Origin of the sequence: Nonomuraea monospora, assembly GCF_039531895.1 — a bacterium.
In the GTDB taxonomy this organism is placed as follows: domain Bacteria; phylum Actinomycetota; class Actinomycetes; order Streptosporangiales; family Streptosporangiaceae; genus Nonomuraea; species Nonomuraea monospora.
Genome location: NZ_BAAAQX010000049.1, coordinates 80,946 through 101,308, shown reverse-complemented (window position 1 = coordinate 101,308; position 20,363 = coordinate 80,946). Strand labels below are relative to the sequence as shown.

General features: G+C 72.2%; 18 protein-coding genes. 9 read left to right on the top strand and 9 right to left on the bottom strand.

Features of this window, described 5'->3' with window-relative positions:
• From ABD331_RS53635 to ABD331_RS53615, 5 genes are all read left to right on the top strand, one after another.
• A partial coding sequence (locus ABD331_RS53635; protein ID WP_344494082.1) for a DUF4153 domain-containing protein occupies window positions 1-1,945 on the top strand: 1,945 nt, incomplete at its 5' end.
• Between the two features lie 8 nt (window positions 1,946-1,953).
• Window positions 1,954-3,483, top strand: a complete 1,530-nt coding sequence (locus ABD331_RS53630) for an N-acyl-D-amino-acid deacylase family protein (RefSeq protein WP_344494080.1) — start codon at window positions 1,954-1,956, stop codon at window positions 3,481-3,483.
• 101 nt (window positions 3,484-3,584) lie between these two features.
• Window positions 3,585-4,661 (top strand): alanine racemase, encoded by a 1,077-nt coding sequence (locus ABD331_RS53625; RefSeq protein WP_344494079.1) that lies wholly within the window; start codon window positions 3,585-3,587, stop codon window positions 4,659-4,661.
• Window positions 4,662-4,669: 8 nt separating this feature from the next.
• The gene (locus tag ABD331_RS53620) at window positions 4,670-5,050 is read left to right on the top strand and encodes a RidA family protein (protein ID WP_148443568.1); all 381 of its coding nucleotides are present in this window, start codon (window positions 4,670-4,672) and stop codon (window positions 5,048-5,050) included.
• A gap of 9 nt (window positions 5,051-5,059) precedes the next feature.
• Window positions 5,060-6,250 carry a hypothetical protein gene (locus ABD331_RS53615; RefSeq protein ID WP_344494076.1) on the top strand — a complete coding sequence of 397 codons (1,191 nt, stop codon included), beginning with the start codon at window positions 5,060-5,062 and terminating at the stop codon, window positions 6,248-6,250.
• A gap of 4 nt (window positions 6,251-6,254) precedes the next feature.
• Here the strand turns inward: ABD331_RS53615 and ABD331_RS53610 are convergent, their stop codons facing one another.
• From ABD331_RS53610 to ABD331_RS53600, 3 genes are all read right to left on the bottom strand, one after another.
• Entirely contained in the window at window positions 6,255-7,100 is an 846-nt protein-coding gene (locus tag ABD331_RS53610) for a poly(ethylene terephthalate) hydrolase family protein (RefSeq protein WP_344494074.1), read from the bottom strand.
• 198 nt (window positions 7,101-7,298) lie between these two features.
• Window positions 7,299-7,838: a TetR/AcrR family transcriptional regulator gene (locus ABD331_RS53605; RefSeq protein ID WP_344494072.1), complete on the bottom strand. Its 540-nt coding sequence runs from the start codon at window positions 7,836-7,838 to the stop codon at window positions 7,299-7,301.
• A gap of 5 nt (window positions 7,839-7,843) precedes the next feature.
• The gene (locus tag ABD331_RS53600) at window positions 7,844-8,458 is read right to left on the bottom strand and encodes a LysE family translocator (protein WP_344494070.1); all 615 of its coding nucleotides are present in this window, start codon (window positions 8,456-8,458) and stop codon (window positions 7,844-7,846) included.
• Window positions 8,459-8,561: 103 nt separating this feature from the next.
• Here ABD331_RS53600 and ABD331_RS53595 point away from each other — a divergent pair, with 103 nt between their 5' ends.
• Window positions 8,562-11,363: a helix-turn-helix transcriptional regulator gene (locus ABD331_RS53595; RefSeq protein ID WP_344494068.1), complete on the top strand. Its 2,802-nt coding sequence runs from the start codon at window positions 8,562-8,564 to the stop codon at window positions 11,361-11,363.
• Between the two features lie 13 nt (window positions 11,364-11,376).
• Here ABD331_RS53595 and ABD331_RS53590 read toward each other — a convergent pair whose 3' ends face one another.
• Window positions 11,377-12,051 (bottom strand): helix-turn-helix domain-containing protein, encoded by a 675-nt coding sequence (locus ABD331_RS53590; protein WP_344494066.1) that lies wholly within the window; start codon window positions 12,049-12,051, stop codon window positions 11,377-11,379.
• Between the two features lie 183 nt (window positions 12,052-12,234).
• Here ABD331_RS53590 and ABD331_RS53585 point away from each other — a divergent pair, with 183 nt between their 5' ends.
• Complete coding sequence (locus ABD331_RS53585) at window positions 12,235-13,401, top strand: serine hydrolase domain-containing protein (RefSeq protein WP_344494064.1); 1,167 nt, start codon at window positions 12,235-12,237, stop codon at window positions 13,399-13,401.
• Between the two features lie 13 nt (window positions 13,402-13,414).
• Here ABD331_RS53585 and ABD331_RS53580 read toward each other — a convergent pair whose 3' ends face one another.
• From ABD331_RS53580 to otnK, 4 genes are all read right to left on the bottom strand, one after another.
• Window positions 13,415-14,386, bottom strand: coding sequence for an ABC transporter substrate-binding protein (locus tag ABD331_RS53580; protein ID WP_344494062.1), 972 nt, complete (start codon window positions 14,384-14,386; stop codon window positions 13,415-13,417).
• A 75-nt stretch (window positions 14,387-14,461) separates the two neighbouring features.
• The gene (locus ABD331_RS53575) at window positions 14,462-15,238 is read right to left on the bottom strand and encodes an ABC transporter permease (RefSeq protein WP_344494060.1); all 777 of its coding nucleotides are present in this window, start codon (window positions 15,236-15,238) and stop codon (window positions 14,462-14,464) included.
• A complete protein-coding gene (locus tag ABD331_RS53570) occupies window positions 15,235-15,966 on the bottom strand; it encodes an ABC transporter permease (RefSeq protein ID WP_344494058.1) in 732 nt (243 codons plus the stop codon). The genes ABD331_RS53575 and ABD331_RS53570 overlap by 4 nt, the downstream gene beginning before the upstream one ends.
• 170 nt (window positions 15,967-16,136) lie before the next feature.
• Window positions 16,137-17,372: a 3-oxo-tetronate kinase gene (otnK, locus tag ABD331_RS53565; RefSeq protein WP_344494056.1), complete on the bottom strand. Its 1,236-nt coding sequence runs from the start codon at window positions 17,370-17,372 to the stop codon at window positions 16,137-16,139.
• Between the two features lie 251 nt (window positions 17,373-17,623).
• On the opposite strand from otnK, the gene ABD331_RS53560 reads away from it, so the two are divergent.
• Window positions 17,624-18,772 (top strand): DUF418 domain-containing protein, encoded by a 1,149-nt coding sequence (locus tag ABD331_RS53560; RefSeq protein WP_344494054.1) that lies wholly within the window; start codon window positions 17,624-17,626, stop codon window positions 18,770-18,772.
• Here the strand turns inward: ABD331_RS53560 and ABD331_RS53555 are convergent.
• The gene (locus ABD331_RS53555; protein ID WP_344494052.1) at window positions 18,769-19,689 is read right to left on the bottom strand and encodes an AraC family transcriptional regulator; all 921 of its coding nucleotides are present in this window, start codon (window positions 19,687-19,689) and stop codon (window positions 18,769-18,771) included. The genes ABD331_RS53560 and ABD331_RS53555 overlap by 4 nt on opposite strands.
• A 119-nt stretch (window positions 19,690-19,808) precedes the next feature.
• On the opposite strand from ABD331_RS53555, the gene ABD331_RS53550 reads away from it, so the two are divergent.
• Entirely contained in the window at window positions 19,809-20,360 is a 552-nt protein-coding gene (locus ABD331_RS53550) for an NADPH-dependent FMN reductase (protein ID WP_344494050.1), read from the top strand.
• Window positions 20,361-20,363: the final 3 nt, after the last annotated feature.

Here is a 20,363-nt window from a genome sequence, read left to right as displayed (position 1 = left end):
TGGTGGCGGCCCGGCGGGCGGCGGCCTGGCGGGCGGCGCGGCGGCTACGGGCGGCGTGGCGGCGCGGAGCGCTGAGGCGGGCGTGGTGGCGGGCGGCGTCCCGGCAGGCGGTGTCCCGCCGACCGGTGTTCCGGCGGGTGGGGTGCTGATGGGCGGGCCGGTGGGCGGGCCGGCGGGCGGGCCGGCGGGCGCGTACCTGCCGCCCAATCCACCGACCCCGGGCACGAGCCTGGCCAGGATGTTCGGCGGCGGCATCATCGGACTCCTGGTGGGCCTCCTGGTGGGCATGTTCGCCGCCGTCCTGGCCAGCGTGACCATGGGCGACGGGATGGCCCTGGTCACCCTGGTCGGCTGCACGGCGCTGCTGGCGGCCGTGGGGGCGGCCATGGGCGCGGGGTCGGGCAGGAGGGCGGCGGCAGCGGCGTACCAGGCGACGGTCCCGTACCGGAGCCAGGCGGGCCCGGTCCCGCCGTACGTGCCGCCGCCGCTGTTCCCCAGGCCGGAGCTGCCGGATCCGCCCAGGTGGCTGTTGCCGGCGGCGGCGGGCGCGGGGGTGTTCGCGGCGGTGGCGCTGCCTGAGGCGCAAGTGGGGCTGGGGATCGTGCTGGTGGCGATGGTGCTGGGCGCGGCGGCGCTGCCGGCGGTGTTGCGGCGGATGACGCCGTGGACGGTGGCGTTCGGCGCGACGGCGTACTGGCTGATCTCGATGGCGGCGGTGCGGGACGCGGACTGGCTGGTGGGGATCCTGCTCGTGGCGGGGGCCGGGCTGGGCGCGCTGGCCGTGTCGGGCGCGGGCGGCGGCTGGCTGGGCGTGATCAGGGGCGGCGTGTCGGTGCTGCTGGCGCTCGGTCCTGTGCCGTGGTTCCTGGCGCAGCCGTTGAAGCGGCTGACGGCCAGGCGGCGGGTGCTGCCGATGGTGGCCGCGCTGGGCATCACGGCGGTGCTGCTGCTGGTGTTCGGGTTGCTGTTCTCCTCGGCGGACGCGGTGTTCGCCTCGTACGTGGAGCGGCTGACCACGGCCCCCGACTGGGCCGAGTCGATGCCGGGGCGGATCATCCTGTTCGCGCTGTTCGGGGTGCTGCTGGCGGCGGTGGTGCTGGTGGCGCTGCGGCCGGTGGTGGATCCGGTGGGGCCCGAGACGAAGTTCAGGGTGAGCAAGAGCGTCTGGCTGGTGCCGCTGACGGCGGTGAACCTGCTGTTCGCCTCGTTCGTGGCGGTGCAGATCACGGCGCTGTTCGGCGGGAACACCCTGGTGCTGAAGACGGCGGGGCTGACCTACGCCGAGTACGCCAGGCAGGGCTTCTTCCAGCTCGTGGTGGTCAGCGTGTTCGTGCTGGGCATCGTGGCGGTGGCGGCCGGGCTGCTCAGGGTGGAGCGGCGGGAGCGCTGGCTGCTGGCGGTGCTGCTGGGCGTGCTGTGCGGGCTGACCATGGTGGTGCTGGCCTCGGCGCTGCACCGGATGAACCTCTACACCGACGCCTACGGCCTGTCGCGGCTGCGGCTGTCGGTGCAGGCGACGGTGTGGTGGCTGGGCGCGCTGTTCGCGCTGGTGCTGCTGGCGGGCGCGGCGCGGCTGCTGGGCCGCGGCTCCGGCTGGCTGCCGCGGACGATCGTGCTGATCACCGGGCTGAGCCTGGGCGCGTTCGCGGTCGTCAACCCCGACCTGCGGGTGGCGCAGACGCAGGTGGAGGTGCGCGGCCCCGCCAAGATGGACTCCGACTACCTGGGCGACCTGGGCGCGGAGGCGGTGCCGGCCCTCGACCGGCTGCCTGAGCCGCAGCGCAGTTGCGTGCTGTCGGCCGTGGTGGCGGCCAACGGGCTGGACCGTCCGGACCCGTGGAACGGCTGGAACCTGGCCCGTTCGCTGGCCCGCGACGTGCTGGCGGAGCGGCCGGTGCGCGACGAGTTCGATTGCTCGAAGGTGGACACGCGGGTCCCTGATTAAATCCAGGAGTGACCTTCGACATAGTGATCAGCGGTGGGCGGGTGCTCGACGGCACGGGCGCCCCGCCGTACCGGGCGGACGTGGGGATCGCGGGCGACCGGGTCGCGGCCGTCGGCCGGCTCGACGGCGCGCGGGCGGGCACGGTGATCGACGCGGTGGGGCGGTTCGTCGCGCCGGGTTTCGTCGACTGCCACGCGCACGGCGACGCGGCCGTTTTCGACGCGGACGTGCAGCGGGCGGCGCTGCGGCAGGGGGTCACGACGTTCGTGCTGGGGCAGGACGGGCTGTCGTTCGCGCCGGGCTCGGCCGCGACCGTGGCCTACGTCTCGCGGTACTTCGCCGCCGTCAACGGCACCTTGACGGACGGGCCGCTGACGGTCGCCGACCTGCTGTCCGGCTACGACAGGGCGGTGGCGCTGAACACCGCGTACCTGCTGCCGCACGGCACGATCCGCTACGACGTCATGGGCCCCTCGCCCGAGCGGGCCGGCCGCGACGAGCTGGCGGCGATGCTGCGGCACGTCGAGCGGGGGCTGTCGGAGGGCGCGGCCGGGCTGTCGAGCGGGCTGGAGTACCTGCCGGGCCGCTACGCGGACGCGGACGAGCTGGCTGCCCTGTGCACGCCGCTGAAGGGCCTGCCGTACGTCACCCACATGCGGGCCTACGGCGAGCGGGCCGGGGTGGGCATGGCCGAGGTGGTGGAGATCGCCGGGCGCTCGGGCGCGGCCGTGCACGTCTCGCACCTGCACGGGCCGGCCGGCGTGCTGCTGCCGCTGGTCGAGGAGGCCCTGGGCAAGGGCGTGGACCTCACCTTCGACACCTACCCCTACCTGCGCGGCAACACGATCCTGGCGATGCTGGTGCTGCCGGACCACGTGCCGGGCGCCGACACGGAGGCGGCGCTGGAGATGATCGCCTCGGACGCGCTGGACGAGTGGTGGCCGTCGCTGTCCGGCGTGTGGCCGCGCGTGACGATCTCGCACGCGCCGGGCCTGGCCTGGGCCGAGGGGCTGACGCTGGTGGCGGCGGCCGAGCGGGCAGGGGAGGAGCCTGCCGCGTTCTGCCGCAGGCTGCTGATCGAGACGCGGCTGGAGGCGGGCGCCGTCATCACCCGTCCCGACGAGGGGCGGGAGGGCGAGGAGTCCGTACGCCGGATGCTGCGGCACCCGTCCCAGACCGGCGGCTCCGACGGCATCTACGTGGGCGGTCATCCGCATCCGCGCGGGTTCGGCGCGTTCGCCAGGTTCCTCGGCCGGCACGTCAGGGAGCTGGGCGACTGGACGTGGGAGCAGGCGGCGGTGCACCTGTCGGCGCATCCGGCGAGGCGGTTCGGGCTGGCCGACCGGGGGCTGCTGCGGCGCGGGTTCGCCGCCGACGTGGTGGTGTTCGACCCGGCCACGGTGGGCGACCTGGCCACCTACCCGGAGCCGCGCACGCCCGCGGAGGGGGTGGACGACGTGCTCGTGTCCGGCGTGCGCGTGCTGGCCGGCGGCGAGCTGACGGGCGCCACCCCGGGACGCGCGCTGCGGCCCTCGTGAGCGGTGGCCGGGCAGGCGTCGCGGCCCTCGTACGCGGTGGGCGGGCGCGCGCCGCGCCCGTTGTGAGCGATAAGGTCGGAGCCGGAATCAGAGGGGGTGTTGTGCCGGCGATCCTCGGTCAGTCGGTCTTCGACGGCGGGCTCGAATTTCCCGCGATGGTGGTGCACCGGGACGCGCTGGAGCACAACGTGTCGACGATGGCGGCGTTCGTCCGCGACCACGGCATGGAGCTGGCGCCGCACGCCAAGACGCACATGTCCGCGGAGATCTCCGCGATGCAGCTCGCAGCGGGCGCGTGGGGCCTCACGGTCGCCACGCCCCGGCAGGCGGCGGTGGCCAGGTCGTTCGGCGCCGCCCGCGTCCTGGTGGCCAACCAGATCGTCGACCCGGCAGGGCTCACCTGGGCCGCCCACGAGCTGGAGCGGGATCCGGGCTTCGAGCTGCTCAGCTTCGCCGACTCCGTCGCCGGCGTCGACATCCTGGCCGCGCACGCCGGCTCCCGGCCGTTCAGGGTGCTGGTGGAGCTGGGGCACGAGGGCGGCAGGGCCGGCTGCAGGACGCTCGGCGAGCTGCTGGAGGTGGCCTCCTACGCGCAGGCCACGCCCGGCGTCGAGCTGGCCGGCGTGGCCGGTTACGAGGGCGGGCTGCGCACGGGCGCTGAGGTGCGCAAGTACCTCGACGGGCTGCAGGAGGCCGTCGAGTACGTCCGCGTGAAGAACCCCGTGCTCACCGTGGGCGGCAGCCAGTGGTTCGACGTGATCGGCCGCGAGCTGGTCGCCACCCAGGCCAGGATCCTGCTGCGCAGCGGCGCGTACGTCACCCACGACGACGGCTACTACCGCGAGCGCACGCCGTTCAACCGCATCGACGGCGAGCTGCGCCCGGCCCTGGAGGTGTGGGCGCACGTGCTGTCCGTGCCCGAGCCGGGGCTGGCCATCGTGGGCATGGGCAAGCGTGACGCGCCCTACGACGAGGGCCTGCCGATCCCGCGCCGCGGCGGCGTGACGATCGAGAAGATGCAGGATCAGCACACCGTGGTCCGCGCCACCGGGCTCAAGCCCGGTGACCTGCTGGCCTTCGGCATCTCCCATCCCTGCACGGCGTTCGACAAGTGGCGAGTTCTGCCGCTGGTGGACCGGGACTACCGTGTCGTTGGCACGATAAGCACGAATTTCTAGGAGATGCAGTGAAAAAGGAGCTCCGGACCACGGACGGCGCCGCCCCGGTCGGCGCCTACTCCCAGGGTCTCGTCGTGGGCGACTTCGTCTACACCTCCGGCGCGGGCCCGCTCGACCCGCAGACCGGCGAGGTCGTCGGCGACGACGTGGCCGCCCAGACGCACCGCACCATGCAGAACCTGGGCGCCATCCTGGCCGCTCACGGCCTCGGCTTCGACGACGTGGTCAAGGCCACGGTGCACCTGCAGCACCTCAAGCGCGACTTCGCCGCGTTCAACGAGGTGTACAAGTCGTACTTCAACCAGCCGTACCCCGTACGCACCACGGTGGGGTCCGACCTGATGGACATCCTGGTGGAGATCGACTTCGTCGCGCACAAGAGCGCTTAAGGTCTGCTTGTGGACAGTTCGGTGTACGTCTTCGTCGAGGACCTGCGCGGCGAGGGCGTCGAGCGGGTGCTCGACAGGATCAGCGGGTACGGCGTGTCCGGCATCACCGTCGGCGCCGTGCACCACGCCTCCCGCGACGTCACCCCGCACGGGCTGTCCCGGCTGACGCTGCGCCACGACGGCGCGCACTTCACCCCGCCGCCCGAGCTGTTCGACGGGCTCCGGCTGGCCCCGGTGCCCGGCTACACGGACGCCTTCGACGGGCTTCGCGAGGCTTGCGCGAAACGGTCCATGAAGCTGCACGGCTGGACCGTCTTCCTGCGCAACGCCACGATCGGCACCGAACATCCCGACGTGACCGTACGCGACTGCTTCGGCGACCGCGGCTCGCTCACCGACCTGTGCCCCGCCCACCCGGACGTGCGCGACTACGCCGTCGCGCTGGCCAGGGCGGTGGCCAGGCTCGGGGTCGACAGCGTGGTGGCCGAGTCGCTGCACTTCAGGCCGCTCAAGCCGCAGCGCTCCTTCGTGCCGCTCGGGCCGATGGACGCCTACCTGTTCGCGCTCTGCTTCTGCGACTACTGCATGCGCAGGGCCACCGACCTGGGCGTGAACGCCGAGGTGGCGCGCGAGGAGTGCGCGCGGATCGTGGGCGGCGTCTTCGACGGCGACCCGCCCGCGCAGGGCGAGGTGACCAGGGCGGCGCTGACGGCGTACGCGGGGCCCGACGTGGTGGCCTACGCCCGCGCCCGCTCCGAGACGGTCACCACGCTGGTGTCGGAGGTGGCCTCCGCGGTGGCCGCCGAGGGCTCCAAGCTGGTGTTCATCGACTCGACGGGGGCGGTCAAGGGCTACACCGACGGGCTGCCCACGCCCGGCCTGGCCGCGCACGACGCGTGGCAGCTCGGGGTGGACCTGGTGGCGCTGGGCGACCTGGTGCCCGCCTTCGGGGTGCTGGCGTACGCGCGCGACGCGGCGCGGGTGGCCGACGACGTGGGCGCCTACCTGCGGTCCGTGGGCAAGGACCGCGAGGTGCGGGCCGTGCTGCGGCCCGGGTATCCCGACAGCGACTCCACCGACCGGCTGGTGGCCAAGGCTCGCGGGGCCAAGGCGGCCGGGGCGCTGGCGGTGGACTTCTACGCGTACGGGCTGGTGCCGCACCCCGTCCTCGACCGCATCCCGGCCGCGCTGTCGCTCTAGCAGGTCACGACAGGTTCTTCTGCCTGACCTGCCACGGCCCCGCGCAGAGCCCGCAGTTCGGCCCCACGAACGCGGCCTTGGCGGCGGCGTCGCCCTTGAGCTGCCACTTCAGCCAGAGCGCACCCACCCGGCCGAACTCGCCGCCGTTGGGCTGGGAGTAGGTGCCGAGGTGCCCCACGTCCAGGTTGCCCATGAACGCGGGCAGCCCGGCGGGCAGCCGGTTCCAGTCGTCGAGCGCGTTCTCGTAGGCGATGTCGCTCGGCCCGCCGATGAAGTAGCCGATGGGCGCGTGCAGGCGGGAGAGCTGGGCCTTGTCCAGCGCGCTCATGATGCCGCTGTTCCAGATGCCGGTTGTTGCTATGCGCGGGTCGTCCGACACCTCATATGCTTCGAGTCCGCCGCACGACTGCCCCATGACCGCGATCTTCGTGGTGTCGATCCTGCCGCGGTACCTGCTGGTGGCGCGGCTGTTCTCGGCGATCGCCCAGTCGATCGCGTCGATCAGCATGTCGGCGTCGGTGCTGCCGGTGCCGCCGGGGCGCCCGTTCGCGATGACCAGGAAGCCGTGGGACGACAGCTCCTTGAGGAAGTTCTCGAACCAGGTGCCGTCGGCGCGGCAGGCGCCGTTCCCCCAGGCCACGATGGGTAGCCGGACGCCCGTGGGCAGGGTCGCGGGGCGGTAGATCGTGTGGCGGGGCAGGCGCAGGGTGGTCTCGTAGTCGGCCGGATAGGGTCCTGAGCCTCCGGGGGCGGCCTGCGCGGGCGCGGCCGGCACGGTCAGGATCGCGCCGGCCAGCACGATTCCCGCCCCGGTCGCGGTGGCGCGTCGGATGAGCTGCCCGAGCTTCATGAATCCTCCTGGGGTCGCTCGACTCGGTGCCGCGACCTTCGCACAGGGGGTCGGGGGGATCAATGGATCACGGGCATGACTGGTGATATTACCGATGCCGACCGTCATAGAAACGGTCGGCTATTAGAGGCCGTCGAGCAGGGCTGGGATCGCGTCGGTGGTTGGATCCGTCGAGCAGGCCCGCGACCGCCTTGGTGTTCAGATGCCGTCCAGCAGGGCCGCGACCGCGTCGGTGGCGAAGTCGTCGTCCAGGCGCAGCCCGCGGAAGACCGACCGCATCCACACCGCCCCCGCCAGCAGGTCGACGACCAGCATCGGGTCCACCGTCGCCGCCAGCTCGCCCCGGCCCACCGCCCGCTCGAAGATCTCCCGTTCCCTGGCGAACCGGTCGGCGAAGAAACGCCGCGCGTCCAGCTCGGGATGGCGGACGGCGGCGCCGAGCGCGGCCACCGCGATGTCGCTGCCCGGCGGCTCGGTCAGCAGCCGCCTGACGCCCTCCACCAGCGCCACCAGGTCACCGCGCAGGCTCCCCGTGTCGGGCGTGTCGAAGCCGAGCAGGTCCGACTCGACCAGCGCCGCCCCCAGCAGGGCCGCCTTCGACGGCCACCACCGGTAGATCGTCGTCTTGTTGACGCCCGAGCGCTCCGCGACCCCCTCGACGGTCAGCCCGTCGTAGCCCTTCTCGGCGACCAGCCGCAACGTCGCATCGAAGATCTCCTGCTGCTTCCTCGGCGCCATGCGGCTCATTCTCTCCCGGTGAACGCCGTGAGCACCCCCAGCCCGAGGTAGACGACGCCGCTCACGTACCGCATGCTCCTGGCCGCGCGGTCGAGCCGCCTGCCCAGGGCGCCGGCGGTGAGGGCGTACACGACGTCGGAGATCAGCCCGAGGAGCAGCAGCGTGAGGCCGAGCACCACCACCTGCAGCGCGGGCGAGCCCGACTCCGGGTGCACGAACTGCGGCAGCAGCGCCAGGAAGAACAGCAGCGTCTTCGGGTTGAACACGTTGACCAGCAGGCCCTCCACGAACACCTTGCGCAGCGGCTGCGGCTCAGGCCGGCCCGTCTCCGGCGCCTTGCCGGTGAACGCGCGGATCCCCAGGTAGACCAGGTAGGCCACGCCGGCCCACTTGATGATCGTGTACAGCGTGGCCGACTGCGCGATCACGTACGACAGGCCCGCGGCGGCTGCCGCGATGTGCAGCAGCGTGCCCACCTCGACGCCCAGCGCGCTGACGAGACCCGCCGCCCGGCCCTGGGAGAGGCCCCTGGCGGTGATGTAGAGGTGGTTCGGCCCCGGGATGAGCACCAGGACGGCCGATGTTGTGAGGAAGAGCGCGAAGGTTGCGGGGGATATCACAAAGGAGCAGCGTAGGATGGTTTTGGTCTGTCGAAAGAGAGCCAATCTCCCACTGGAATCCCGGACCAATCGGCTGTCGGACCGTCATGGCATAGTTTCAGACGTGAACGGTCTCCTTGTCGGGCGCTCCACTGAGCTGGCAGGCCTGGTGCGCGTGCTGGCCGCGGCCGGCGACGGCGTCGCCGGAGTGGCGCTCGTCGGCGGTGACGCGGGGATCGGCAAGACCCGGCTGATCACCGAGCTGGCCGGAGAGGCCCGAGAGCGCGGGTTCAACGTGCTGGTCGGGCAGTGTGCCGAGCTCGGCGACGCGCTGCCGTACCTGCCGCTGGCCGACGCCCTGCGCGGCGCCGAGCCGGTCGTGCGCGAGGCCGCCGCCGCGCACCCGATGCTGGGCCAGCTCCTGCCCGGCACGGAGAGCGCGCCGTCGGCGGGGCTCACCCAGCAGCGGCTGTTCGGCTCGCTGCTCAGCCTGCTCGCCGACGTGCAGCCGGTGCTGTTCGTGATCGAGGACCTGCACTGGGCCGACCGCTCCACCCGCGACCTGCTGGTCTTCCTCAGCCGCATGGTGCAGAGCGAGCGGGTCTGCGTCGTGGGCACCTACCGCACCGACGACCTGCACCGCCGCCACCCGCTGCGGTCCGTGCTGGCCGAGCTGAAGCGCCTGCCCACCGTGATGAGCGTGGAGCTGGGGCCGCTCGGCTCCGGCGAGATGTCCGACTACGTCACCACCCTGGGCGACGTGGACGCCCAGGGCCTCGGCCTCATCGTCTCCCGCGCCGACGGCAACCCGTTCTACGCCGAGGAGCTGTTCGCGGCCATGGCCGAGGGCGACAGCCTGCCCGACGGCCTGGCCAGCCTGCTGATGTCGCGGGTCGAGGTGCTCTCCGAGGCCGGTCAGCGGGTGCTGCGGGCCGCCGCCGTGGCCGGCCGCCGCGTGGAGGACGACCTGCTGCGCGAGGTGTCGGGGCTGCCGCTGGACGAGTTCGAGGAGGCGGTCAGGGAGATCGTCTCGCGCGGGCTGCTCAAGGTGCGGGGCCACGGCTACGCCTTCCGCCACGCGCTGCTGCAGGAGGCCGTCTACACCGACCTGCTGCCGGGCGAGCGCACCCGGCTGCACGCCGCCCTCGCCCGCCTGCTCACGTCCCCGGCCGAGCTGGCCCACCACCACCTCGCCGGCCACGACCTGGCCGGCGCGCTGGCCGCGTCCGTCGAGGCGGGCAGGCAGGCCGAGCGGGTCGGCGCGCCCGCCGAGGCCCACAGCCACTACGACCGTGCGCTCGGCCTGTGGGACCGGGTGGACGACGCCGAGCGGCTGGCCGGGGAGACCCGCGTGGCGCTGGCCTTCCGCAGCGCGGTCATGGCCGCCGACAGCGGCGACAAGCACCGGGCCGTGGTGCAGCTCAAGGCGCTGCCGCAGACGTCCGAGGTGAGCGAGCGGCTCGCCTACTACCTGTACGAGTCGGACGACCCGGAAGGCGCGATCGCGGCGGCCGAACGCGCGGTGGCGAGCGCGGACGACGACGCGGCGCTCGCCCGCGCCATGGCCACCAAGGCCCGCACGCTGGTGTGGAGCTCGCGCCACCAGGAGGTCGAGGCCCTGACGAGCGCGGCGCTGGAGACCGCCCGCAAGGCCGGGGCCAGGGACGCCGAGGTGGGCGCGATGCTCACCCAGGCCATCGTCGTCGAGTACCGCGGCGACGTGCGGCGGGCCCACGAGCTGGTCGACTCGGCCATGTCCAGGCCCAGCGGCGACCTGGCCATGGACCTGCGGGCCCGCTTCCACCACGCCCGCATCCACTACGAGCAGGGGCTGCTCGCGCACGCCGCCGAGGTGGCCGACGACGGCATCAAGGTGGCCTCCGACAACGGGCTCAAGTGGAGCACCTACGGCACCGACCTGCGGTTCCTGCGCTTTCTCATCCACTACGTGGCCGGCGAGTGGGACCAGGCGCAGGAGGTCGCGGCCGGCTTCGGTGCCAGGGTCGGCACCGTGCCCGAGGCGACGCTGTCGTCGTTCGCGCTGTTCATCGAGGTGGCGCGGGGCCTGCCCGCCGTCGAGGACCGGCTGAGCTGGCTGCGGCCCTTCTGGTCCGACGAGCTGGTCTCGTACATGTCGAGGGGGCTGGCGGCCGAGCACGCGCTGTGGCGCGGCGACCCGGCGGCGGCGCTCGACCACGTGCGGGCGGTCATCGCGGCGCAGCTCGACGGCGACGCGGGCAACATCCGGATGGCCGCCGTGGGGCTGTGGGCGCTGGCCGACCTGGGCATCACCGACGGCGCCGACGACCTGCGCGCCCACGCCCGGCTGGCCATCGAGTCCGGCCCCACGGGCGAGGGCGTGCACCTGGGGCCCGAGGGGCGCGCCTGGGCGCTGCGCGTGGAGGCCGAGTGGCACCGCGTGCACGGGCGGCACGACGTGGAGCTGTGGCGGCGGGTCGTGGAGGCGTTCGACTTCGGGTTCGTGTACGAGAGCGCGCGGGCCCGCTGGCGGCTGGCCGAGGCGCTGCTGGCCGCCGGTGAGCGGGAGGCGGCGCAGGCGGAGTGGGAGCTGGCCAGGGAGGCGGCGGGCAGGCTCGGGGCCGTGCCGCTGGAGAACGCGCTGCTCGACTTCGGGCGTCGCGCCCGCTTCGCCGGGCCGGGGCACGGGGCCGGGCACGGGTCCGGTTCTGGTTCTGGTTCCAGGCACGGTTCCGGGTCCGGGCACGGTGACGCGGGGCTGACGGCGCGGGAGGTCGAGGTGCTGCGGCTGGTCGCCGAGGGGCTGACCAACCGGGAGGTCGCGGAGCGGCTGTTCATCGCGCAGAAGACGGTGAGCGTGCACGTGTCGAACATCCTGGGCAAGCTCGACGTCTCCACCCGCACCCAGGCCGCCGCCGAGGCCCGCAAGCTGGGGTTGCTGGGGTAGCGGCCGGGGCTGGTCACGTCAGGAGGTGGCGCCAGCGGTCGGCTGACTCGATCACGTCCACGCTGACCCGCTCCAGGAACGCCGCCGTCTTGGCCAGCCGCTGCCCGACGGGGCCGTCCAGGCCGTGGATCTCGGCCACCGCCATCGTGGCCCGTACTGTCTCCAAGGTCTGCTCCCTGCTGATCACGACGGAGCGGTACCAGGCGTCGTCGTCGATGACGTAGATGTCGCGGCGGCGGCGCGGATCGCGGTCGCGCCGCGCGTACCCCTGCTGGACCAGGAAGTTCACGGCCACGGAGATCGAGGCGGGGCTGACGCTGAGCCTGCGGGCCAGCTCGGCGGCGGTGCGCCTGCCGTCCTCGGCGAGCATCAGGTCGTGGTGCACGCGCGCGGCCGTCCTGGGCATGCCCGCCCTGACCACCATCTCGATAATCTCCTGCTCCAGGATGGCGACCGGCGGGGTGGACGCGTGCGGGGGTGCGGGCGTGCCGCGCCTGGCCCGCTGGATGGTCGCCTGGTGCGCCTGCTGGGGCCGGTATCCGGCGGGGCCGCCGTTGCGGGCGATCTCCCGGGTGATCGTCGAGGTGGGGCGGCCGAGCCTTCTGGCGATCTCGCGGTAGGTGAGTCCTTCGGCGAGCCCGGCCGCGATGCGCTGGCGGTCCTGCTGGCTCAGTCGTCGTCTTGGCATGGCTGCCAGTGTTGCCTTAGTCGCCATTCATTGCAACAGAGTGTTGCTTTTGAGTACAGGTCATAGCACCAAATTGTACGCTTCTAGCTGCATAAATGCTCTTCTTTGGATTGACGTCAATGTGAATGCAACATAGCTTTCGGAAGGAACTGAACACGTACTATCGCGAAGTGAGGAATGTCGATGTCCCGCAAGATCTTCCTGCCGGTGGTGGCCGGGCTGCTGGCCACGGCGGTCATGCCTGGGGTGGCCGGCGCGTCCGCTGCACGGCCGGAGTTGCAGCAGGCCATCCAGGCGTTCGTGGACGCCGGCTTCGCCGGGGCGCAGATGCGCGTCAACGACGAGCGGGGCGAGTGGGTCGGCAACGCCGGCGTGCGCAAGCTCGGCAGCCCCGTCAAGCCGCCGACGAACGGGCTGTTCCGGCTGGGCAGCAGCACCAAGACCTTCGTCGCGACCATGGTGCTGCAACTGGTGGCCGAGGGTGAGCTGAGTCTGGACACCCCCGTCGCCGGTCACCTGACCCAGTTCGGGCTGGACGAGCGGATCACGGTCAAGATGCTGCTGCAGCACACCAGCGGCGTCTACAACTACACCGGCGAGCTCGACGCCGAGGGCAACTTCGTGCCGGGGATCATCGGGGTCGGCAAGGACCTGGTGGAGCAGCGGCTGCGCAGCTTCCGGCAGGAGGAGCTGGTGCGGTTCGCGCTGTCCAAGCCGGCGCGGTTCGAGCCGGGCACGAACTGGAGCTACTCCAACACCAACTACACGCTGGCCCAGCTCCTGATCGAGAAGGTCACCGGCCGCTCGTTCGCCGAGGAGCTGGACCGGCGGATCGTCAAGCCGCTCGGGCTCAAGCACACCCTGGCGCCCAGCACCCGCACGACGATCCCCGGGCCGCACTCCCACGGCTACTACCGCTACGAGGACGCCGGCACCTGGAAGGTGGTCGACGTGACCCGGCAGAACCCGTCCTATCTGGGCGCCGCCGGCGGCATGATCGCGACCTCCGAGGACCTGCACACCTTCTTCTCGGCGCTCAACAGCGGCAAGCTGCTGCCCGCCGGGCTGCTGACCGAGATGCGCGAGCCGCACCCCCAGAGTGGCGCGCTCCGCTACGGCCTGGGGGTGTTCGTGCAGGACCTGGGCCCGAACTGCGGCACGGTCCTGCACCACAACGGCAGCGCCCTGGCCGGCTACGCGTCGATCATGTACAGCACGCCCGACGGCAAGAAGACCCTGACCGGCTCCATCACCATGGGCGACGCCGCGATCGACCCCTCGCAGGCGGTCACCAAGCCCATGGAGAACCTCCTGAAGACGGTGTTCTGCGACGAGGAGGCGGCGAGCTGACCGGGGCCCGCGCTCACCCGGAGGCGCCCCCGGCCAGGATCGAGGACACCTCGAACCGCTGCTTGAGGTAGCCGAACTCGAGCATGAGGTCCGCCACGCGCTGCACCCGCGCCGGGTCCACCGCCGTGGAGAAGCCGCCGAGCTTCATCGTCGAGGCCGTGGCCTGGTCGATCTTGGTGTACTTCTGCAGCGCGGCGGTGACCTCGGCCGAGTCCGAGCGGGCCAGCTCGGTCGCCTTGCGCAGGGCGCGCTGGAAGGCGGCCACGGTCTTCGGGTTCTGCTGGGCGAAGGTGTCCGTGACGAGGTAGCCGGCGATCGGGAAGTCGGCCAGCGACCCGGTGAACAGGTCGCTGAGCATGACCGCGCCGAGCGTCTTGGCCGCCGCCTGGTGGAACGGCTCCGGCAGGAGCGCCGCGTCCACCTGGCCGCTCTCCAGCGCGCCGGCCATCTCGGGGAAGGGCCGCTCGACGAACTTGACGTCCTCGGGGCGCAGCCCGGCGGGCTTGAGCAGGGCGCTGACGGACAGGGTGGAGATGTTGTTCAGGGTGTTCACGCCGACCGTCCTGCCCTTGAGGTCGGCCACCTGGGTGATGGGGGAGCCCTTCTTCGTCATGAGCAGGAAGTTGCCGGGCTGGGCGGCGTACGCGTCACCGACGATCTTGACCTTGACGGTGCCGCTGGCCGAGGCGAGCAGGGCGGAGACGTAGTTGCTGTGCAGCACGTCGAGCTTGCTGGAGACCAGGTCGGGCATCGCCGCCGCCCCGCCCGAGATCAGCTCCGTCTCGACCTTGAGCCCTTCGGCGGCGAAATAGCCCTTGTCGATGGCGATCTGAATGGGCGCCACCTCCGGCAGCGGCAACATCCCGATCCTGATTTCGGCCTTTTCCGGGCCATTGGTTTGCTGGACCGAATTTCCGCCCCCGCCGCACGCGGTGAGCAGTAATGCGGCGACGCAGAGGGCGGGCAGGAATCGCAGACCTGACATGAAAGCTCCTCAGGGAGTAAACGCGTTTAGGCAAAGGCCGATCTGCGAGCCTAACCGTGACCTGTGTCAAAGTCGCTACATTTTCGCTTCATGCCAGGTGAGCGCCCTTTTCTCGAGAAGCAGAAAGCCCTGGTTCAGCAGATAGCCCAGCACCCCGAGCAGCACGATCGCCCCCCACACGCCCGGCAGGTCGAACGCCCGCTGCGCGGCCCTGAGCTGGAACCCGATGCCCTCGGTGCTGAAGAACTCCGCGATGACCATGAGGATCAGCGCCAGCGACAGGCTGAGCCGCAGCCCCGCGAAGATCTTGGGCGCCGCCGACGGCAGGATCACCCGCAACAGCCGCTGCCCCCGCGTCAGCCCGAACACCCGCGCCGTGTCCAGGTGCTGCGGCTCCACGCTGCGCGCCCCGTCCGCCGCGTTGAACAGCACCGGCCACACGATCCCGAACGTGATCGTGGCGATCTGCATGCGGGTGCCCGTCGAGAACAGCGCCAGGAACATCGGCAGCAACGCCGGCGCCGGGAGTGCGCGCCCGAACTGGATGATCGGGTCGAGGAAGCGGTAGAGCAGCGGCGAACGGCCGATCGCCACGCCGAGCGCCACCCCGCCCACGCCCGCCAGCGCCCATCCCGCCAGCAGGCGTCCCAGGCTCTGCGGGAAGTTGGCCAGGGCGGTGTCGTTCAGCCAGAGCCGGGTGGGGTGGCCGGTGAACCACAGCTCGCGCATGTGGGTGAGGATGACCGACGGCGGTGGGAAGAACGGGTGCTGCAGGGCGCGGGTGGCCAGCTCCCAGCCCAGCAGCACCACCGGCACGATCCACAGCCTGGCCAAGCGCCGCAATACGGTCATGCTGACGCTCCCGGGTGCCAGTGGAAGACGCGGCGTTCGGCCAGGACGAACGCGCCGTTCGTGGCGACGCCGAGCAGCCCCGCCCAGACGGTGGCGGCCACCGTCAGCGTGAGCCCGTCGGGGCTGCTGCCCGCCAGGTTGATGAACGCGCCGATCCCGTCGGAGCCGCCCGCGAGCAGCTCGGTGCTGATGGCCAGGATGAGCGCGATCGTGGCGGCCACCCGCACCCCGGTCGCGATGAACGGGGCCGTGCTCGGCAGCGAGACCCGCAGCAGCACCGCCAGCCGCCCGAAGCCGAACGACCGCAGGGTCTCCTTGGCGACCGGATCGACCTCCCTGAGGCCGTACATGGTGTTGATCAGGATCGGCCACGTGGCCGCGTACACGATCATCGCCAGCTTCATGTCCAGCCGCTCCGTGAACACGAACGCCGCGAGCGGGATGAGCGCCACGGACGGGATCGGCCGCAGGAACTCGATCACCGGCCGCAACGCCCGCTCCACCGCCGGCACGCTGCCGAGCAGCAGCCCCGCCGGCACGGCGAGCGCCACCGTCAGCGCCAGCCCCAGCGCCCACGCCGCGAACGTGGCGCCGACGTCCAGCAGGAATTCGGGATCGGCCGCCAGCCCCGCCGCCGTGACCAGCACCGTCGAGGCGAGCGGGAATTGCACGGTGGAAACGAGCCCCAGCCGGCCGGCCGCCTCCGCGACGAGAAGCAGGCCGGCCACGCCGAGAAAGCCGCAGAATAACGCGCTGTCGAAGGGACGCCGGGAAAACAGCCGGGGGATCAAAAGATCGCCCCGGAAAGGAGAAACGCCATGAGGCCCCCATATTCCTCCGGTACGGCGAATATGGAGCCAGCGTAACGATCAGTTGTCCATATCGGCGAGCGACTTGTTCAGCGTGAAGCCTCCAGCAGCAGGTCAGGCTCGCCGAAGTTGCCCGATTTGAGGAGCAGCGCAGGGCCGGACGGGGCGAAGATCCACGGCACGCCGCGCGCCGCCTCCGCCCCGATCACGCCGCCGGGCACGCCGAGCGCGCTCACCACCGCGCCGGACGTCTCGCCGCCCGCCGTGACCAGCCGGGTGACGCCCCGCTCCACCAGCCCCCTGGCGATCCGGCCGATGGCCGCCTCCAGGATCGCGGCCGACCGGTCCACGCCGAGTGCCTGCTGGACGCGGCGCAGCTTCCCGGGCTCCAGCGACGAGTAGATCAACGGGGCGCCGGAGTCCTCGTCCAGGGCGTCGTACCAGGCCAGGGCGCGCCTGGCGAGCGAGTCCGCGTCCTGGTCGGCCAGCGCGTCCAGCCGATGGGCCGGTCTGCCCGCCTCGATCATGACGCTGACCTGTTCGAGCGTGCGGGCCGAGCAACTGCCCGCCAGCACGGCGGCGGGGCCGGACGGCTCCGGCGCGGGCTCCGCACCGTGTCCCTCTCCCGCCGCGCGGGCCGCGGCCAGCCCGCCCGCCAGCCCCGCCGCCCCCGCCACCAGCGGCGCGCCGGCCAGCGCGCGACCGGCCGTCATCAGGTCCTCCTCCTCCAGCGCGTCCACGAACGCGTACCGCACGCCCTGCTCGCGCAGCTCGGCCAGCCGCCGCTCGACCGCCTGCCCGCGCACGTGCGGCAGCGTCACCACCCCCGACCGGTACGCGCTCTGCGCCTCCAGCAGGCGCGGCAGGTACGAGTCGGTCATCGGGGTGAGCGGATGGTGCCGCATGTGGGACTCGCCCAGCAGCACGTCCCCGACGAACAGGTAGCCGTTGTACTGGGTGCGGCCGTGCTCGGGCGAGCTCGGCGTCATGGGGACGACGGCCGCCTCCAAGGCGTCGGCCAGCGCGTCCAGCACCGGGCCGATGTTGCCCTCGGGCGTGGAGTCGAAGGTGGAGCAGTACTTGAAGTAGACCTGCTCGGCGGCGCCGTGCGCGCGCAGCCAGCGCAGCGCGCGCAGGGAACGGGCCACCGCGTCCGCCTTGCGGGCCGTGCGGGTCTTGAGCGCGATCACGACGGCGTCGTGCTCGGGGAACTCGGCGCCCTGCGGCGGGAGCCCGAAGTACAGGAGGGTGCGGATGCCCCGGCGGCGCAGCGCCACGGCCACGTCGGTCGCGCCGGTGAAGTCGTCCGCGATGGCGCCGATCATCGGTGCCTCGTCGGCCTGGTCTCGATGCTGTCGTGGTGCGAGTCGAACATGACGCCGACGGTATCGGCGTCCGGTCGCGCGCCCTAGGGGCGGGCCGACTTGTCGGCCGTGACGATCGTGATGACCACGCGCGTCCGACGACAGCTCGGCCAGCCGGTCCGCCGCCGTCTTGGCGGCCCCATGCTTTGGTCGCCCCGGAGGAGACCAAGGTTCGATGCCGGTGAGCGCACCCCGTCCGTAGCTTCAGGCTCATGACAGAAGTGCGCACACCGCCCGCCACCCGCATCCACGAGGTGGACGTGGTGCGCGGGTTCGCGCTCGCGGGCATCCTGATCGCCAACATCGGCTACTTCGCCGACCCCGGCTACGCCGTGAACGGCGCCATGACCCTCCCCGACGGCCCCGTGGCCTCGCTCATCACGGCGCTCGTGCTGACCAAGTTCTACATCGTCTTCTCGTTCCTGTTCGGCTACTCGTTCACGCTCCAGTTGCGCTCGGCGGAGCGGGCGGGCGTGAGCGTGCGGGCCAGGACGCTGCGCCGGTGCCTGGGGCTGTTCGTGATCGGCCTGGCGCACGGGCTGCTGCTGTGGATCGGCGACATCCTCACCCTGTACGCCGTGCTCGGCCTGGCCCTGCTCGCGATGCGCGGCATCAGGCCGAGGACGGCCGTGGTGACAGGGGCGGCCATCGTGGGCGGGCTGGCGCTGCTGTGGGCGGGGCTGGCGGCGCTGTCCGCCCTCGACCCGGCGGCCGGTCAGGCTCCGGCGGCCGATCCGGCGGCGGCGGCCCGCGCGCTGGCCCTGGCCACGGGCAGCCCGCTCGACGTGCTGACCCTCCAGGTGGAGCTCTACCCGTCGCTCGCCGCGATGATCTGGATCTTCCAGGGGCCGACGGCGCTGGCCATGTTCCTGTTCGGGCTGGCGGCGGGCAAGACCAGGCTGCTGGAGGAGACCGGCCGCTGGTGGCGGCTCGCGCCCTGGATCCAGTGGATCGGCTTCGGCCTCGGCCTGCCCGGCGGGGTGCTGCTCGCGGTGACGGCCGGGCAGGCCGGCGCGTGGGAGCTGGTCGGGCTGGCGGTGAGCGCGGTCACCTCGGTGCCGCTGGCCGCCGCGTACGTGGTGACGTTGCTGCGCGTGACGCGCCGCTTCCCCGCCGCCGGTCGGGCGCTGGCTCCCGCCGGACGGGTGGCGGCCTCCAACTACCTCGGGCAGTCGGTGTTGTGCTGCCTGATCTTCACCGGGTACGGGCTGGCGCTGGCGGGCACGCTGTCACCGGCGGCCGTGATGGGCGTGGCCCTGGTGATCTACTGCGTGCTGCTGGGGCTGAGCGCGTGGTGGCTGCGCACGCACCGGTACGGTCCCGTCGAGTACGCCCTGCGCCGCCTCACCATCTGGAGCTAGGCCACGGCCGCGCGGCGGAACCGGCCGGGCGCCACGCCGTACTCCCGCTTGAAGGCGTTGCCGAAGGCGAACTCCGAGGTGTAGCCCACCCGCTCGGCCACCTCCGCCACCGACGCGTCGGACTCGCGCAGCATGCGGGCCGCGCTCGCCAGCCGCCACCAGGTCAGGTACGCCAGCGGCGCCTGCCCGACCAGCGCCGTGAAGCGGCGCGCGAAGCCGGCCCGCGACAGGCCCGCGTGGGCGCCCAGCGACTCGACCGTCCAGCGGCGGCCAGGCTCGCAGTGGATGGCGTTGAGCGCGCGCCCGATGGCGGGGTCGGCCAGCGCGGCGGCCCAGCCCGAAATCGTGCAGGGCTCGCCGTCGCTGTCGAACCACGCCCGCAGGATGTAGAGCTGCAACATGTCGAGCAGGGACGACACGACGGTGTCCGCGCCGGGGCGCGGGTTGCCGATCTCGCCGGCCAGCAGCTCGACGGCGGCCCGCAGCTCGGGGTGCCTGCCGAGCGTCGAGGGCAGGTGGATGAGGGCGGGCAGCGAGCCCAGGATGGGATGGCTGCGGTCGGGGAACGTACGGTAGCCGCAGGACAGGAGGACCGTCTCGGCCCCGGCGCCCTCGAAGCCGGCCGAGGAGAACAGCTCGGTGTGCAGCGCGCAGTCCGACCGCGCCAGCGGTCTGGCGGGGTCGTCGGCCAGCCCGAACCCGTCGCCGTGCGGCAGGAACACCACGTCGCCCACGTTCAGCCGGACGGGCTCGCCCTCGGGCGGCAGCAGCCAGCAGGACCCGGTCAGCACCACGTGGAAACCCGCAGAACCGGGCGCGGAGGGGAACGCCACCCCCCACGGGGCCCGCCAGGAGACGCGGGTGGAGGTGGGGCGGCCGGTGCGCATGAAGGCGACCACGTCGCTCAGCATGTCCATGGCGGCCAGTCTAACGCCTGAGACGATCGCGTATAAAAGTGGGACAGCAGCGCATTCAGTATCTCGGCTTCTCCTTCTACGGTGATTCAGGTAACCGAACTTCCCTGAGGAGCACCGACATGCTGAAGGTAGGCATCATCCTTGGCAGCACCCGTCCCGGCCGCACCGGCGAGGTGGTGGCGCAGTGGGTCCGCGACCTGGCGGTCAAGCGGGGCGACGCCGAGTACGAGATCGTCGACCTGCTCGACTACGACCTGGGCAACCTGGACGAGCCCGAGCACCCCTCCACCGGCAACTACCGGCACGAGCACACCAGGCGCTGGTCGGCCAAGATCGCGTCCCTGGACGCCTTCGTGATCGTCACGCCCGAGTACAACAACTCCTACCCGGGCGCGCTCAAGAACGCCCTGGACTTCCTGTACACGGAGTGGACCAACAAGGCGGCCGGGTTCGTCGGCTACGGCGTGGACGGCGCGCCCCGCGCCATCTCACACCTGCGGCACGTCCTGGGCCTGCTCAGCGTGGCCACCGTGTCGAACCAGGTCGGCCTGTCCATCCACACCGACTTCGTCGACGGCTTCAACCCCGCCGACTTCCACGAGGACCGGCTCAACGCCGTCCTCGACCAGGTGAACACGTGGGGCTCCGCGCTGCGACCGCTGAGGGGATGAAGC

What these genes read in the sequence shown, in the direction of transcription:
- ABD331_RS53610 (WP_344494074.1), bottom strand. Translation starts at nt 7,100, where the DNA reads ATGAAGCTCGGGCAGCTCATCCGACGCGCCACCGCGACCGGGGCGGGA.
- ABD331_RS53605 (WP_344494072.1), bottom strand. Translation starts at nt 7,838, where the DNA reads ATGGCGCCGAGGAAGCAGCAGGAGATCTTCGATGCGACGTTGCGGCTG.
- ABD331_RS53590 (WP_344494066.1), bottom strand. Translation starts at nt 12,051, where the DNA reads ATGCCAAGACGACGACTGAGCCAGCAGGACCGCCAGCGCATCGCGGCC.
- ABD331_RS53585 (WP_344494064.1), top strand. Translation starts at nt 12,235, where the DNA reads ATGTCCCGCAAGATCTTCCTGCCGGTGGTGGCCGGGCTGCTGGCCACG.
- ABD331_RS53580 (WP_344494062.1), bottom strand. Translation starts at nt 14,386, where the DNA reads ATGTCAGGTCTGCGATTCCTGCCCGCCCTCTGCGTCGCCGCATTACTG.
- ABD331_RS53575 (WP_344494060.1), bottom strand. Translation starts at nt 15,238, where the DNA reads ATGACCGTATTGCGGCGCTTGGCCAGGCTGTGGATCGTGCCGGTGGTG.
- otnK (WP_344494056.1), bottom strand. Translation starts at nt 17,372, where the DNA reads ATGATCGGCGCCATCGCGGACGACTTCACCGGCGCGACCGACGTGGCC.
- ABD331_RS53560 (WP_344494054.1), top strand. Translation starts at nt 17,624, where the DNA reads ATGACAGAAGTGCGCACACCGCCCGCCACCCGCATCCACGAGGTGGAC.
- ABD331_RS53555 (WP_344494052.1), bottom strand. Translation starts at nt 19,689, where the DNA reads ATGGACATGCTGAGCGACGTGGTCGCCTTCATGCGCACCGGCCGCCCC.
- ABD331_RS53550 (WP_344494050.1), top strand. Translation starts at nt 19,809, where the DNA reads ATGCTGAAGGTAGGCATCATCCTTGGCAGCACCCGTCCCGGCCGCACC.